The organism is Rhodococcus sp. D-6 (genome assembly GCF_040256695.1).
Lineage (GTDB): Bacteria > Actinomycetota > Actinomycetes > Mycobacteriales > Mycobacteriaceae > Rhodococcus > Rhodococcus pyridinivorans.
Window position 1 is genome coordinate 477809 of record NZ_CP132970.1, and the last position, 15370, is coordinate 493178.

14 protein-coding genes are annotated in these 15370 nt (G+C 69.0%); 2 read left to right on the forward strand and 12 right to left on the reverse strand.

Going from position 1 to position 15370, the window contains the following annotated elements:
• Positions 1-32 precede the first annotated feature (32 nt).
• Positions 33-1025, forward strand: a complete 993-nt coding sequence (locus tag RBB84_RS02365) for a 2-oxoglutarate and iron-dependent oxygenase domain-containing protein (RefSeq protein ID WP_024103393.1) — start codon at positions 33-35, stop codon at positions 1023-1025.
• Here the strand turns inward: RBB84_RS02365 and RBB84_RS02370 are convergent.
• The 11 genes from RBB84_RS02370 to RBB84_RS02420 form a co-directional block, all read right to left on the reverse strand.
• The gene (locus tag RBB84_RS02370; RefSeq protein ID WP_064255882.1) at positions 989-2482 is read right to left on the reverse strand and encodes an aldehyde dehydrogenase family protein; all 1494 of its coding nucleotides are present in this window, start codon (positions 2480-2482) and stop codon (positions 989-991) included. The genes RBB84_RS02365 and RBB84_RS02370 overlap by 37 nt on opposite strands.
• Positions 2479-3366 carry an aromatic ring-hydroxylating dioxygenase subunit alpha gene (locus RBB84_RS02375; RefSeq protein ID WP_041803589.1) on the reverse strand — a complete coding sequence of 296 codons (888 nt, stop codon included), beginning with the start codon at positions 3364-3366 and terminating at the stop codon, positions 2479-2481. Before RBB84_RS02375 ends, RBB84_RS02370 begins: the two co-directional genes overlap by 4 nt.
• On the reverse strand, positions 3363-4913 hold the full coding sequence (locus RBB84_RS02380; RefSeq protein ID WP_064255881.1) for a GMC family oxidoreductase N-terminal domain-containing protein: 1551 nt from the start codon (positions 4911-4913) through the stop codon (positions 3363-3365). Before RBB84_RS02380 ends, RBB84_RS02375 begins: the two co-directional genes overlap by 4 nt.
• A gap of 1 nt (position 4914) precedes the next feature.
• A complete protein-coding gene (locus RBB84_RS02385) occupies positions 4915-5538 on the reverse strand; it encodes a thiamine pyrophosphate-dependent enzyme (protein WP_051424893.1) in 624 nt (207 codons plus the stop codon).
• Positions 5535-6035, reverse strand: a complete 501-nt coding sequence (locus tag RBB84_RS02390; protein WP_064255880.1) for a thiamine pyrophosphate-binding protein — start codon at positions 6033-6035, stop codon at positions 5535-5537. The genes RBB84_RS02385 and RBB84_RS02390 overlap by 4 nt, the downstream gene beginning before the upstream one ends.
• A gap of 35 nt (positions 6036-6070) precedes the next feature.
• Positions 6071-6658 (reverse strand): glutathione S-transferase family protein, encoded by a 588-nt coding sequence (locus RBB84_RS02395; protein WP_064255879.1) that lies wholly within the window; start codon positions 6656-6658, stop codon positions 6071-6073.
• Positions 6655-7290, reverse strand: coding sequence for a Rieske (2Fe-2S) protein (locus tag RBB84_RS02400; RefSeq protein WP_024103400.1), 636 nt, complete (start codon positions 7288-7290; stop codon positions 6655-6657). The genes RBB84_RS02395 and RBB84_RS02400 overlap by 4 nt, the downstream gene beginning before the upstream one ends.
• Entirely contained in the window at positions 7287-7541 is a 255-nt protein-coding gene (locus RBB84_RS02405) for a hypothetical protein (RefSeq protein WP_016693646.1), read from the reverse strand. The genes RBB84_RS02400 and RBB84_RS02405 overlap by 4 nt, the downstream gene beginning before the upstream one ends.
• Positions 7542-7894: 353 nt before the next feature.
• The gene (locus RBB84_RS02410) at positions 7895-10591 is read right to left on the reverse strand and encodes a molybdopterin-dependent oxidoreductase (protein ID WP_064255878.1); all 2697 of its coding nucleotides are present in this window, start codon (positions 10589-10591) and stop codon (positions 7895-7897) included.
• Complete coding sequence (locus RBB84_RS02415) at positions 10588-11430, reverse strand: FAD binding domain-containing protein (RefSeq protein ID WP_064255904.1); 843 nt, start codon at positions 11428-11430, stop codon at positions 10588-10590. The genes RBB84_RS02410 and RBB84_RS02415 overlap by 4 nt, the downstream gene beginning before the upstream one ends.
• A 5-nt stretch (positions 11431-11435) precedes the next feature.
• Positions 11436-12809: an 8-oxoguanine deaminase gene (locus tag RBB84_RS02420; protein WP_064255877.1), complete on the reverse strand. Its 1374-nt coding sequence runs from the start codon at positions 12807-12809 to the stop codon at positions 11436-11438.
• A 141-nt stretch (positions 12810-12950) separates the two neighbouring features.
• Between RBB84_RS02420 and RBB84_RS02425 the strand changes: the two genes are divergently transcribed.
• Positions 12951-14414, forward strand: a complete 1464-nt coding sequence (locus tag RBB84_RS02425; protein WP_231911970.1) for a PucR family transcriptional regulator — start codon at positions 12951-12953, stop codon at positions 14412-14414.
• A 30-nt stretch (positions 14415-14444) separates the two neighbouring features.
• On the opposite strand, the gene pucL is transcribed toward RBB84_RS02425, so the two are convergent.
• Positions 14445-15365, reverse strand: coding sequence for a factor-independent urate hydroxylase (gene pucL, locus RBB84_RS02430; RefSeq protein WP_006550604.1), 921 nt, complete (start codon positions 15363-15365; stop codon positions 14445-14447).
• Positions 15366-15370 lie beyond the last annotated feature (5 nt).

Here is a 15370-nt window from a genome sequence, read left to right on the forward strand (position 1 = left end):
GATCATCGGTCCGTTCCTGCCAGGAGTCACTCATGGAATCCCTGCCTCTCATCGATCTGCGTCCGTTGCGCGACGGGAGCGACCCGCACGCCGTCGCCGACGCGCTCGACGCCGCGTGTACCGACCTCGGTTTCTTCGTCGTCACCGGTCACGGACTCGACCCCGACCTCCGGGCGGCGACGATGGAGGAGGCACGCCGTTTCTTCGCGCTGCCCTTCGAGGAGAAGATGGAGATCGCCATCGCGAAATCCACCTGCCACAGCGGATACGTGCCGCCGAAGACCGAGACACTCGACCCCACCGTCGGAGCCGACGGCAAGGAGGCCTTCGACATCACCACCGACCGCGCGGCCGATCATCCCGAGGTGGTCGCGGGCACGCCGCTGCACGGTCCGGCGCAGTGGCCGGCCTCGCTGATGCCCGGCTTCAAGAGTGTCGCCGACGGGTATGCGAAGGCGTGCCTGGACATCAACGCCCACCTCATGCGCGGTCTCGCTCTCGCTCTCGGTCTTGACGCCGACGCCTTCGTGCCGATGTTCACCGACCCGCTCGCGTCGCTCCGTATGCTGCACTACCCACCCGTTCCCGTCGGCGACACCGCACTCGGCATCGCGCCTCACACCGACTACGGCTCGTTGACGCTGCTCGCCCAGGACGACATCGGCGGGTTGCAGGTCGCCGCGCGAGGTGGCGGGTGGATCGACGTCGTGACCCCGCCCGACGCGTTGATCGTCAACCTCGGCGACATGATCGCGCGGTGGACCAACCACCGTTACGTCTCCACCCGTCATCGTGTGCTCAATCCCACGCGCGGGCACCGCTATTCGCTGCCCTATTTCGTTACCCCGGACTACCACGCCGTGATCGAGGCAATCCCGACCTGTGTCGAACCGGACGCGGAGCCGATCCATCCACCGATCGGGGCCGGCGAGTACCTGCAATCGCGGTTCGAAGCGACGCACGCGTACCTCGGGGCCCCGACCGACGGTCAGATCGACAAGCACACCGTCTTGGTCTCCAAGTAGTTCTCCAGCCCGGCGGCGCCGTTCTCGTAACCCCAGCCGGACTGCTTGTGGCCGCCCTTGACCAGTTCGGGGGAGAAGTAGGAGTGGCAGTTGATCCACACGGTGCCGGCGCGGATCGCGTCGGCCACCCTGTGAGCACGCGACAGATCCGATGTCCACACGCTCGCCGCGAGACCGTAGTCGGTGTCGTTGGCCCAGGCGATCACTTCGTCGGGATCGTCGAAGGGTGTCACCGTCACGACCGGGCCGAAGATCTCCTCCCGCATCATCCGCAGATCCGGGGCCGCGTCGACCACCACGGTGGGCTCGTAGAAGCTGCCCGTCTCGCCCACCATGCGACCACCCGTCACCACCGTGGCCCCCGCGCGGACTCCGTCGTCGACGTAGGACGCCACCGTCTCGCGGTGCCGCAGGCTCACCAGCGGCCCCAGATCGGTGTCGTCGTCGAGTCCGTGGCCGAGCCGCAGGGTGTCCGCAGCAGCGGCGAGACCGTCGACGACCTGCTCGTAGATGCCACGCTCGGCGTAGATCCGGGAACCGGCAACGCAGACCTGGCCGCAGTTGGCGAAGATGCCGCGCGCTAGGCCGGGGATCGTCAGCGGCAGATCGGTGTCGCCGAAGACGACCGCCGGGGACTTGCCGCCGAGTTCGAGGGTGAGCCGCGAGAGATTGCGGGCTCCGGCCGATGCGACGAGCTTCTTCCCGACCTCCGTGGACCCGGTGAACGTCACCTTGTCCACCCCCGAGTGCTCGGCCAGCATGCGCCCGACCTCGCCGCCACCGGTGAGGATATTGACGGCCCCGTCGGGAATTCCGCTCTCCGCGAGCAGTTCACCGAACCGCAGGGCGGTCAGCGAGGTGTCCTCGGCCGGCTTGAGCACGACGGTGCATCCCGCGGCGAGCGCCGGCGCCAGTTTCATCGCCGCCATGAGCAGCGGCGAGTTCCACGGCACGATCGCGGCCACCACACCGACCGGTTCGCGCACGGAGTGCGCGACGACCTTCCGTCCCGGCGGCGCGTAGGTGATCGAGGGCGTGACAGTGGTCCCCGTGATCTTCGTGGCCCAACCCGCGTAGTAGCGGAACTGCTCCGCCGCGGAGGGGATCTCCGCGAAACGAGAGGTCGCCCAGGACTTCCCCTGGTCGAGGGTCTCGAGCTCGGCGAGTTCGTCGGCATGGGCGTCGATGGCCTCGGCGATCCGCCACAACACGCGAGCGCGGGCCGCGGGCGTGCACGAGGCCCACTCGTTCTGCAGGGCGCGGCGCGCGGCGTCGACCGCGGTGTCCACCTCGCCGGCTCCCGCCGACGCGAGTGTCGCGAGCGGCACGCCCGTGGCCGGGTCGCTCGTCTCGAAGGGCTTGCCGGAACCGGGGATCCACCGGCCGTCGACGAGCAGCGATTTCGTGCTGTCGCGGAGGAAGTCGGCACAGTACCGGGGGAGGGCGGCGGTGATCACGTGTCTGCTCCTCGGGGATGGACGGGACGGAACGGCAGGGCGCCCCAACGCAGTCCCTTGGCCTTGAGCCAGCGCCGGTAGGTGACCGACGAGGCGTCGGCGCGGGTGGGGATCTCGTCGCGCGGATCGAGCGGCAGTAGCAGCGGACGCTGGTTCTCGACGATGATGCGGTCCTGCAGGAAGATCACCTGCTCGAACTGCACCAGTTCGGTGTGCGTGGAATCCGGGTCGACGAGGTACATCACCGGTTGTGCGCGGCACAGGGTTTCGTCGATCGGCTGGATGAACAGGGCGATCGCGTCGAGACGGGTGGGATCGGAGGGCGAGACCCGGTAGAGCATCACCTGATACGGATTCGGGACGCGGTAGGTCAGTTGCGCGAACGTGCCCTCGGACGCCGCGGAGATCTGCGGCTGGAAGAACGTGCAGTCGGTGGCCCACACCTCGTCCGTCTCCCGGCGGATCTCCCATTTGTAGCGTGCGACCTCCGTGGCTGCCTCGCCTCCGAGGATGCCGGTGTGCACGAACGGGAAGTGCGCCATGTCGAGGAAGTTCTCGACCACCCGGCCGGGGGACGACCGAAGCGTGACCCACCCGCACGGCACGTAGCGCCGGTCGGGTTCGTCGGCCTCGTCGATGGGGAAGACGTCCTTCTCGGGGGCGCCGAGCGTGGTCCACACGAAACCGTATCGGCGTTGCACTGGAAGCACGGCGTCGCCGTCGCGCACCGTCGGTTCGCCGTCCGCGTCGACGCTGCACTCGATGTCGGCGCCGAGCAGTCGGGTGTGCACGACGGCCTCGGCGACCTCCTGTTCGGAACAGACCGGATACCACTGGTTCAGCACGACCGGGTCGTCGCAGCGGGCGGTGATGCTGGTCGTCACGACAGTCTCCTCTTGGTTCCGGTGATCAGCGCGGCCGCGCGCTCGGCGAGGGCGATCACGGGGGCGTTGGTGTTGCACGACGGGAGCACCGGGATGACGGAGGCGTCGACGACGCGCAGTCCGTCCACGCCGTGGACGCGCAGGTCCGGGTCGACGACGGCGTCGGGTCCCACGCCCATCGCACACGTGCCGCCCGTGTGGAAGAAGGTCGCGCAGCTCGCACGGACGAAGGCTTCGGCGTCGGCGCGGCCGAGACGACGGTCCGGTGCAACGGGTGCCTCGACCAGGCCCTGCAACGCGGAGGTCTCGGCGAGGTCGAAGATGCGGTCGAGGCCGGCGACGAGAGCGTCGAGGTCGCGGGGATCGGACAGATAGCGCGGATCGATGATCGGTGCTGTGCCCGGATCCGCGGACCGCAGGCTCAGCTGTCCGACGCTGTAGGAGCGCATGAGACCCGGGGAGATCGCGAAGACGTCGCCGGTGACGTCGTAGCGTGCGGCCACCTCCGGGGTGGCGTGCGCACCCTGGACGACGAAGGCGTGCAGGTCGGGCAGGTCCAGCGACGGGTCCGAGCGCCAGTTCAGGATTGCCCCGCCGCCGTTGTCGCGGGCCGGTCCGAGCGGGTTGCGGGCGCGGAAGTTCACGCCCATGAGCAGGGGGTGGTCCTGGAGGTTGCGTCCGACACCGGGAAGTGCGGTGTGCACGGGGATTCCGTGTTCCTGCAGGTGCGCGGGATCGCCGATCCCGGAGAGCAGCAGCAGGTGCGGGCTCGAGATCGCACCGGCGCAGAGCAGGACCTCGGAGTCGGCACGGACCACGATGTCCGTGCCTTCACTGCCGTACCGCACACCGACGCACCGGTCGCCGTCGAACACCAATCCCGACACCGCGACGTCGGTCCGCACGGTGAGATTGGGCCGGGTCCGCGCCGGATCGAGATAGGCACGAGCTGTGCTGACGCGGTGGCCGTCGTCGATCGTGAGGTTCGCCAGGGAGGCACCCTCGATGTCCGGACCGTTGCAGTCGTCCAGCACGGTCATGCCGAGCTCGGCTGTGGCGCCGAGCAATCCGGTGGCGATGGGATGCGGGTCGGCGGGTCGGGTGATGCGCACCGGGCCTCCGGCGCCACGGAAGGCGGTGGCGCCGCCCTCCCAGTCCTCGGCACGGCGGAACCAGGGCAGCAGCGACGCGAAGTTCCAGCCCTTCGCGCCGGCGGTCTCCCACGCGTCGTAGTCCGAGGGGTGCCCGCGATACCAGAGCATTGCGTTGATGCTGCTCGATCCGCCGAGAACTCGGCCGCGGGGGATGGGCACGGCGCGACCGTCGAGCAACGGGTTGGGGGCGTAGCTGTGCCCCCAGTCGTAGTCGCCGCCGAGCAGTCCCGCCCAGGTCGCGGGCGCGTCGATCGGGGCGAGACCGGCGTGGTCCGGTCCGGCCTCGAGGAGCAGCACGGTGGTGTCGGGGTCCTCGGTGAGGCGGGCGGCGAGGACGCACCCCGCCGACCCGCCGCCGACGACGACGTAGTCGAAGCCGTCGGTTGTGTTCACTTCAGTTGTGTTCACTGGGACCCATGATGGTGATGCCCTCCGTCGCCTCCACGTGGCGAACGAAGATGTACTTGTCCTCCCGGCCGTCGCTGTGCTTGCGCTTGATGCCCGGTTGCACGACGCTCGAGACCTTCGCGACGAGCACGTACGGTTCGTCGGCGGACAGCCCTGCGACGCAGTGCTTGTCGAACTCTTCGAGAGTCTCCGCGGTGTAGGCATTCTCGATTCCCGCTCCGCGGGCGATCGCGGCGATGTCGACCTTGCCCTTCGCCGTGTGGGTCGGCGGCCCACCGATGGACTGGTAGCACTCGTTGTCCCACACCACCGTGAACAGGTTGCGGGGCTGCTCGTTGGCGAGGGTTGCGAGGATGCCGAGGTTGAACAGCATGCCGCCGTCGGTGTCGAGCGAGACGATCCGGCGGTGCGGCAGGCCCACCGCGAGACCGAACGCCTGCGGGGTCACGCAGCCGAGCTGCTGCTGGAACAGGCTGGCCTCGCGCATGTGCGGGGCGGCGTTGTACCACTCGTCGACGCTTGCGCCGAGGGAGAGGATGACGAGCTCGTTCTCGAGCCGAGCGGCGAGTGCCTGCATGCACTCGAATCGGGTCATGCGCATGGTGGTCATCGGACGAGTCCTCCTCCGAGGGCGATGGCGGAATGGTGGTAGGCGGAGTAGGACCACTCGAACGCGTCGTGGATGGCGCGTTCGATCGCGTCCTCCTCCCGCACGATGCGGTACGGGATGCGCAGGGCGTCGAGGATCGGCTCCATCGTGATGCCGTGCGGCACGGCCCACCAGTTGTTCTCGCCGAGTTCGCCGCGGTAGCTCATGAGCATGATCACCGGGATACCGGCACCCAGGCCCATGCGGGCGAGGGGTTCGACGGACGCACGCAGGCCGGAGTTCTCCATGATGAGCGCGGCACGCTTGCCGGACAGGGAGATTCCGCCGCAGATCGCGGCGCCCTCGCCCTCGTTGGTGACCTGGATGGTGCGGATCGTGGGGTGCGCGTCGAGGGCGGGGTAGAGCTCCTTGAACAAGGAGTCGGGCAGGTAGCACACGGTGGTGACGCCGGCCTTCTCCAGGCCGCGGATCACCGCGTCAACGGTGGACTGTTGCATGTGGCGTCCTTTCGGAATGTGGGTAGTCGGAAAGATCAGGGGAAGACGGGGATTCCGGGCATCTCCACGAAGCCGGGAAGCTGCTTGATGCGCCGGATCCAGCTGCGCAGGGCGGGGTAGCGGTCGTGGTCGATTGCGATGTCCCGGCTCAGGGCAGCGGCGGGGAACAGGGCGATGTCGGCGACGGTCGGCCGGTCGGCGGCCACCCACGCGTCGTCCGTCGTGCGGGACACGAGCAGGTCGTCGAGCGACTGCACCACCGCGCGAGCGGCCGTGGTGTCGACGGGATCCGTCGTGTACAGCGATCGTTCCCGGCAGGAGTAGAACTGTTCGAGCGGTCCGGTCGCGAAGTCGATCCAGTCGTCGAACGGTGCGGCCCATGCGGTTCCGTCGGAGAGGTGGACGAGGACGTCGATCGATCCGACGAGGGTCGCCGTTCCGGTCTCGAACACCGGAAGTTCGCCGGTGGGGGTCAGCTCGCGGTAGGGCGGTTCGAGGTGGGCGCCACCGGGGAACACGTCGACCGGTTGCACGCGATGCTCGACGCCGAGCAGCGCCAGTGCCAGTCGTACGGAGTAGCACCGCGGGTCGAGCGGGAAGTCGTGCAGGACCGGGATGCTCACGAGACCACTACCTCTCGCGCGGACGACACGGAGTCGCGGAGTTCGTGCAGTCGGTGGACGAGGGCGTTCACGGTGTCGGCCGGGACGACGCCGGCGGCGACGACGTGCACGGCCGTGGTGTGCGCGTCGATCGTCTGGATGCCGGCGATCACGTCGGTTCCGTCGATCGTGCCGGTGGCGACGGCACCGGTTCCGTCCAAGCCGAGGAGGGCGAGGGCGGTGTCCCGGTCACCGTCGATCCATACCGATCGCACCGGGGTGATCGCCGTGTCGGGAACGTCGGGTGTGCCGTCGGCATCGGTGGGTGCGACCCACACGAGGCCGGCGCTCTCGACGGTCCGATCCTGCTGCGGTTTCACGGTTTTCGGCGGTTCCATCCGCGGGTGGGCAGGGACGTGTCTGCACGCGCCGGCCCCGTCGAACTGCCACCCGTGGTAGAGGCAGACGAGGCGGTCCTCGCGGACGAATCCGAAGGACAAGCGCATGCCGCGGTGCGGGCAACGGTCGGCCCACGCGTGCACGGCTCCGTCGGTGCCGCGCCACAGCGCGACGGAGTCCCCGTCGACGGTGGTGCCGGTCGCGGTGCCGGGCTCGATGTCGCGGGCGAGAGCGACGGGAGTCCAGACGGTCATGGGGTCGGGTTCCTCTCGGTCGAAGTGAGATCGAGGACGACATTGGTGCCGGGGGCGAGAGCGCAGGCCGTTTCGAGGGCGTCGACGAGGTCGGGTTCGCCCTCGGTGCGCAGCTCGATGCGATGCCGGGTCGCAGTGACGACGGTGGCACGTACCTGCAGCAGATCGGCGCGGGCGGCGACGAAGTGCGCCATGGCACCCGGATCGAATCGTCCTACCAGCGTGAGGGTGGACGAGATCGTGCCGCACATGTCAGCAGTGGGTGCGCCGGCCGTGGAAGGGGCTCGGTGTCGGGGAACATCGCATGGAAACCTCCGGGGACGTGGGGTGCTTCGTCTGCGACGGCCCTCGCGCCCGTCACCGGAGAGTCCTCCTCCGGAGGGGAGCTCCGGATCGTTCACCGGCCCTGGGCCGGACGGACATCATCGGTTCGATTCCCGATGTGGTTCAGTACTTTACACAACGCGATGGGTCGAATCGCCCCCGCCGCATCAACTTCGTGTTACGGCTGCGTTGCGTACTCGGCCGTACAACGAACGAGACCGATGTCGTGTGCGAAATCCGGCCGGAAATCGCACACAACATCGGTCTTGATGGGTGGGTCTCACTGCATGAGGCGCCAGATGCGGTCGCGGGACAGCGGCAGCTCGTGCGGCCGCACCCCGATGGCGTTGCGCACGGCGTTCGCCAACGCCGGGGCCACCGGGTTGAACGGGGCCTCGCTCATCGACTTCGCGCCCATCGGCCCGAGTTCGTCGTAGGTGTCGGCGAAGTAGACCTCGGTGCGCGGGACGTCCGCGAATTGCGGAATATGGTAGTTGCGTAACACATCTGTCGTCACACGACCGGCGTCGTCTGTGATGATCTCCTCGTACATCGACGCACCGAGCGCCTGCGCAGTGCCGCCTTCGATCTGCCCGCGGCACTGCTCGGGGTTGAGGACGGTGCCGGCATCGGCGGCCTGGATCGAACGGAGGATCCGCACCTCACCGGTACGGGTGTCGACGGCGACGCGGAAGGCCTGCACGTTGAACGACAGCGAGCGCGGCAGACCGCCGTGCCGGCCCTCGGCGCGCAACCGGCCACCCGCGACCTCCAGCAGCTCACCAGGCGTGACGAGACGATCGCCGCACCGCACGCCGTCGGCCTGCAGCTCGGCCTGCTCCGGGTCGAGGCCGGTCAGCTCCGCGGAGGCCTTGGCCATCCGCCGTCGCAACTCGTGGGAGGCCGCCAGCAGGGCCTTCGACGCGACGACCGTGCCCGACGACCCGAAGGCGCCGGTGTCGTGGGTGGTGACGTCGGTGTCGGACTGCTGGACCACGATGCGGTCGGGAGTGGTGCCGAGCGCGGTGGCCGCGATCTGGGTGTGGACGGTGGTGGTGCCGTTGCCGAACTCCGCGGTGCCCACCCGGGCAAGATACCGGCCGTCGGGCAGAAGTTCGATCGACGCTTCGGAGATGTGCCCGTTGGGCGGGTTGGTCGCGATCATCGCGAGCGCCATTCCCTCGCCGATCCGCCAGTGATTACCGGTCGGCGCGGGCCGGCCGCCGGTGCGCGCCATCGCCCGTTCGGCAAGATCGAGACACTGGTCGAGTCCGTAGCTGCCGTACGTCAGGTCGGCGCCCTCGGGATGCGCCGCGACCAGCGGCTCTCCCGGCACGATGATGTTGCGGCGCCGGAACTCGTACGGGTCGATGCCGAGCTTGCCGGCGAGTTCGTCCATGGCCGACTCCACGGCGTAGATCACCTGGCCGAGGCCGTAACCGCGGAAGGCGCCCGACGGCCGGTTGTTCGTGTACACGGATTCGGCGTCGACCCGCTTGTTCGGGCACCGGTACACCGCGATCGACTCCGTGCAGCCGTGGAACATCACCCCGGGGCTGTGGTTGCCGTAGGCGCCCGCGTCGGCCAGCACGTCGATCGCGAGGGCGGTGAGGACACCGTCGGCGTCGGCGGCGAGGGTGACGTCGACCCGCATGGGATGCCGGCACGGAGCGACGGTGAGCTGATCGGAGCGGGTGAACTCCCACTGCACCGGGCGCCCCGTCTTCAGGACCGCCGCCGCGACGACATCTTCGACCAGCATCTCCTGCTTGGCGCCGAAACCCCCGCCCACCCGGGCGGTGTGCACGCGCACCCGGTCCCGGTCGAGTCCGAAGATATGGCACAGCTCGTCGCGCACCAGGAACGGAACCTGTGTGGAACTGCGGATGACGAGCCGCCCGGCCTCGTCGAGATGACCGATGGCTCCGTGTGTTTCGAGGTGGGTGTGCTGGACGCGGTGGGTCTGCCAGCGTCCCTGCACCACCGCCGCAGCGGACGCGACCGCCGCGTCGACGTCCCCGCTGCTGCCGTGGATCGCGGCGACGACGTTGCGTCCGGGATCGGCGATGCGCGCGTCGGCGGACTTGTCGGCGTGCAGCAGGGGAGCCCCAGGCTTCCGGGCCTCGTCGGGATCGAGGACGAAGGGCAGTTCCTCGTACTCGACGTGGATCGACGCGAGCGCCCGGTGTGCGATCGCCGGACTCTCGGCGACCACCGCGGCGACCCGCTGTCCCCGGAAGCGCACGACCCGGTCGAACAGGTAGGTGTCGTCGGGATCGTCGTCGCGGTTCTCGTGGCGAGCGGTCGAATAGGCGGTGGCCGGGGCGTCGCGGTGGTACAACACCGCGTGGACACCGGGGAACGCCTCGGCGGCCGAGACGTCGACGGAGAGGATCCGCGCATGGGTGTGCGGGCTGCCGAGGACGGCGATGTGCAGCAGACCCTCGACGGTGGTGTCGAGGGTGTACGGCTCGGTGCCGGTGACGACCCGCGTCGCGGCGGGTGCGCGCTGCGAGCGGCCGCACGACGGGCCATCGACCTGTTCGACGTTGGTGCGCGACCGCAGGGCATCCTCGATCGATCGGTAGCCGGTGCACCGGCACAGGTTGCCCTTCAAGCGTTTCGGCAGGTCGTCGAGATCCTCGTCGGTGAAGGTGGACGCGGTGACGATCATGCCTGCGGTACAGAAGCCGCACTGGAAACCGGCGGCGTCGGCGAACTGTTGTTGGACGGGATGCAGGTCGTCGGGGGTTCCCAGTCCGGCGACCGTGGTGACCTCGCGACCCTCGACCCGCACGGCCGGGACCACGCAGGAGTGGACGGGTTCGCCGTCGAGCAGGACCGAGCACGCGCCGCAGTCGCCGGCGTCGCAGCCCTTCTTGACCTCGAAGTGCTCGGTCTCGCGCAGCAGGGTACGCAGGCACTGGCCGGGCCGGGGGTCGACGTCGCGTTCGCGGCCGTTGACGGTGAGTTTCACGGCTGAACCTCCGTTTTCGGCAGTGCAGTGTTCGACAGTTCGGTGCGGATCTCTTCGGCGAGAACCGCGGTGACGGCACGTCGCCAGTCGGCGGCGCCGTGCGCATCGGTGTAGTAGCTCGTCGTCGGGACGAGACGGGCCAGTGCGTCGGACAACGCCTGTGCCGACGGGACTTCCGTGAACCGCAGGAGACAGGGACGCACCGTCGACGCGGTGATCGACAGCGTGACACTGCCGTCGTCGTCGCGGCGTCCGATCACGACGGCCCCCGAACGTCCCAGCGGAGAGAGGGCGATCTTGCGGAAGACCGTGCGGGAATTCAGAACCCGCAGAGGAATCCGGATGCTCCGCAGGATCTCTCCGGGTGCGAGGGCGTTGGAGGCGACTCCGAGGACGAAGTCGGCCACCGGGATCCGCCGTTCACCGCCGTCGATCGTCCAGATCACCGCGTCCGCGTCGAGTGCGGTCGCCAGCGAGATCATGGCACCGGCGGGGAAGGACAGGCAGATGTTGCCGCCGACCGTGGCGCGCTTCCAGATCTTCCACGACGCCAACAGTGCCTCGGCGCACTGCCGGAACAGCGGTGCCGCAGGATGTTCCGCCTCGTCCGAGAGTGCGGCCATCTGTTCGACCGTGCAGGTCGCGGCGATCTCGAGAGCGTCGGGGTGCCGGGTCACGGCAGGCCAGCCGAGACCGGACAGATCCACGAGTCGGTGGAGGTGCGGTTGCGGTTCGGAGAACAACCAGGTGCCACCGCCGAGCGGGGCCGCGCCCTCCTCGAAGGTCAGATCGGTGCGGTCGCGGGCGATGTCGTAGGCGGTGATGTTGTGCAGATCCATCGCCTTCACCCCGCCTTGGCGACCAGCGCGGCGTGTTCCGCCGCGACCTGCCGTGCCACGACGTCCTCGTCGACGGTCCGGACCTCATCGCCGACGACCACCTCACGGCCGTTGATCAACAGCAGTTCGAGAGGCGGTGTGCTGCCGAGGACGAGGGCCGCGACCGGGTCGGCGATGCCGGAGTGGGCGAGGCCGTCGATCCGCCACAACGCCACATCGGCGAGCTTGCCGGGCTCGATCGATCCGATCTCGTCCTCGCGTCCGAGGACCCGGGCGCCGCCGATGGTGGCGAGCTCGAGGCTCTGCCGCACCGTCATGGCGCGGGGGCCGCTGCGGGCACGGGCGAACAGTGCGGCGTGGTGTGCCTCTTCGAGCATGCAGCACGACTCGTTGCTCGCGGCACCGTCGACGCCGAGGCCGAGCGGCACGCCCGCGGCGTAGAGGTCGGCGGCGCGGGCGATGCCGGCACCGAGCCGGGCGTTCGAGGTGGGGCAGTGGGCCGCACCTGTACCCGACGCGGCGAGCACACCGATGTCACGGTCGTCGAGGTGCACGGCGTGCGCGTACCAGACGTCGGGTCCGGTCCAGCCCAGCGACTCCATGTACTGGACGGGCTTGCATCCGAACTTCTCGAGGCAGAAGTCCTCCTCGTCGAGGGTCTCGGCGAGATGGGTGTGCAGCCGCACCCCGAGATCGCGGGCGAGCAACGCGGACTGCTTCAGCAGCTCACCGGTCACCGAGAAGGGCGAGCACGGCGCGAGCGCGACCCGCAACATCGAATCGAACGACGGATCGTGCCAGCGGTCGACGGCCTCGCGGCTGCCCTCGAGGATCGCGTCGATGTCCTCGACGATGTGATCGGGCGGCAGACCCCCGGCGCTCGCACCGAGGTCCATCGACCCGCGGCAGGGATGGAAGCGGATACCGACCTCGGCCGCTGCGGCGATCTCCGCGCCGAAGACGTCACCGCCCTCGCGGGGCACGACGTAGTGGTGGTCGGTGCTGGTCGTGCATCCGGTGCGCACCAGATGCGCGAGTGCGCCCTTGGCCGCGACGTGCACGGCGTCGGCGTCGATGCCACCCCAGACTGGATAGAGGGTGGTGAGCCATTCGAACAGGGTGTGGTCGGCGGCGAGCCCACGCGTGATCCATTGGTACAGGTGGTGGTGGGTATTGATCAGGCCGGGGGTGAGCACGCAACCGGTGCCGTCGACGATCTGCGCATCGTCGTAGCCGGTCGGTTCGCCCGACCCGACCGCGACGATCCGGTTGCCGGAGACGACGACATAACCGTCGCGGTGTTCGGCGCGGGCGGCGTCCATGCTCACCACATGTGCGCCGCGGATGAGGAGCGGCCGGGTGGTGGGATGCGCGTGCATAGTCGACTCCTCGGATCGTCGGGAGTCTTCAGTCAACTGCGCCGAACAGATGTACCTCTGCGGCAGCACGCACGAAACACCTCGGAAATCCGCGGCTCGTACTGTGCGATCGTCCAAGACCGTCACCAGGAGGTGAACATCGTGCTTCTTCGAGATGTGGTGGAGGCGCCGGGGCTGGGAATCGGTGTACTGCACGGCGACGCGGAGGCCCTGAGCCGTCCCGTGCTGCGCGCGTGCACCACCGACATGCCCGACCCCACGCGCTACGTCAGCGCAGGCTCGCTCGTGTTCACCGGCCTGGTGTGGCGACGCTCCGCCGAGGACTCCGACCTGTTCGTCAAACGGCTCGTCCGAGCGGGGGTGACGGCGATGGCCGCCGGCGAGGCCCTGCACGGCCGGATACCCGACGACGTGATCGAGGCGTGTGCACGACATCGCATGCCGCTGCTGGTCGTGCCCGACGAGGTGCCGTTCAGCCGAGTCATCGAATACATGACCGGGCATATGGCCGGAGCCCGGATGGATCGTCTGCAGACGGGACTGGCACGGCAGCGGCAATGGCTCGCCGCCGTCGCCGACGGTCGGAGTGTGGGGGAGCTGCTCGACGGACTCGCGCAGCAGCTCGGGGTGGAATCGGCGCTGATCACCTCCACAGGCGTGACGGTCGCAGGAGGTGCAGAGCTCGACGACGCCGAACTCGACCGGATCACCGCAGCAGCGTTGACCGCCGACCGCTTTCCACTGCGGCTCGACGGTGACTTCACCGTCCTGCCGGTGGGACGCGGACTGACGGACCGGATCGACGCGTGGTTCCTGGTGATCCGGCACGACGAGAGCGGACCGGAGTGCGTCGAGGCGTTCTCCGAACTCGCCGCGGTGGTCGCTCTCGATCGGATCCGGCGCGACGAACGGCGCCGGGTGGCATGGGAGATCACCGACCGGACCCCGACCGTGCGCGCTGCGGACTCGCGGGTCGCGGTGGTGGCCGAAGCCGAGGGCCGGATCTCGCCGGACGTCCTACGCGGTCTCGTCGAGGACGTCCTGGACGGAGCGGTCACGTCGATCGACGCGGCGAACAGGGTGGTCGCCCCGGCGATCGGCAGCGACGTCGACGTGGCACGGCTGTTGAGCCGACGCCTCGGGCGTCTCGCGCCGGCGTTGCGCGGCGACCGGATGTTCGTCGGTGTCGGCGGGCAGAGTTCTGACGACGACCCGGCCGGCGCGGTCCGCGCGGCGGCATCGGCATGCGCTGCAGCACACAACGATCCGGGTCCGGTGGCGGTGCGACGTGCCGAACTCGATTCGGCGCTCGACCTGTTGTCGACCCTGCCCGACGAACTGCGTCGCGCGTACGCCGACCGGCTGCTCGGGGGCGTCGTCGAACACGACCGACGCACCGACGCGGGTCTGCTCGCGACCCTCGAGGCATTCCTCGATTGCGACGGATCGTGGCGGCGCACGGCCGATCGACTGCACGTGCACCTGAACACGGTCCGCTACCGCATCGGGCGAGTCGAAGCGCTCACCGGGCGTTCCCTCGCGCGCACCGGTGACCGCTTCGATCTGTATCTCGCGCTGCGTTCGTTGGAACCCGCTCTCGCGTGAGCGGTATCCGTTGTCGTGCCGCGTGAGTGGTCACATGGCGCCGGTGTAGGGCTCCCAGGAGATGCCGGCATCGGGGGCGTCCTCGCGCAGCACGCTCGCCTGGATCAGTCCGTAGGGCCGGTCGTCGGCGTGGAAGACCTCACCGGCGTTCTCGACTCCGAAACGTGCCAGGTCGTAGAGGAAGTGGTGCTTGTTCGGTGCGGACAGGCGGATCTCGGCGATCGATGGGTACCGCTCGAGCACGGCGCGGCCCATCTCGTACAGGCTCTGTTGCAGGGCCTTCGAATGCAGGTTCGCGAACACCTCGAGGAGGGTGGCGCGCACGCCCGCGTAGACGGTGTCCCAGTCGACGTCGGTCGATGCGAACCGCCAGCGCGCCTGGAGGCTCGTCGCCATGATGCGATCCTCCGCCGGTTCGAGAACCGTGTACGGGTCGGTGAGGAAGCCCTGGAACTCCGAGCCGGTGGACTTGAGGACGACGAGATCCTTCAGGCCGCCGACCACCCATTCGCGTCGGTCGGTCCCGGTGCCCTCGACGGTGATCGCGGCGGTGCGGACCTCGGATCCCTTGCGCGTCCAGGTGTGGTCGTGCTCGGCGCCGTCGACGACGACCCGCTCCCAGGCGTACTCCTCGATCTCGATGCGCGCCGAGCGGACGGGTTCGACGTCGTCGACGAAATGCCGCGCGAGCGCGAGGCCGTACTCCTCGACGAACTCGACGCCCTTCTCCTTGGCGTAGGAGTAGATGGTCTGCTTCTGGCTGTCGGTGGGCAGCACCGTGCCCTGATCTCCCTCGAGATGTGCGGCGTCGAAATCGCCGTGCAGGCAGGACGAGACGTTCAGGTCGCGGATCTCGTGCCGGTCGGTGTCGCGCACGATGCGCACCACCCGATTCTCGGCCTTGCCGTAGCGGTGCGGTCCGAGGACGATCTTGCCGGTCAGTTCGGTCATGGTGG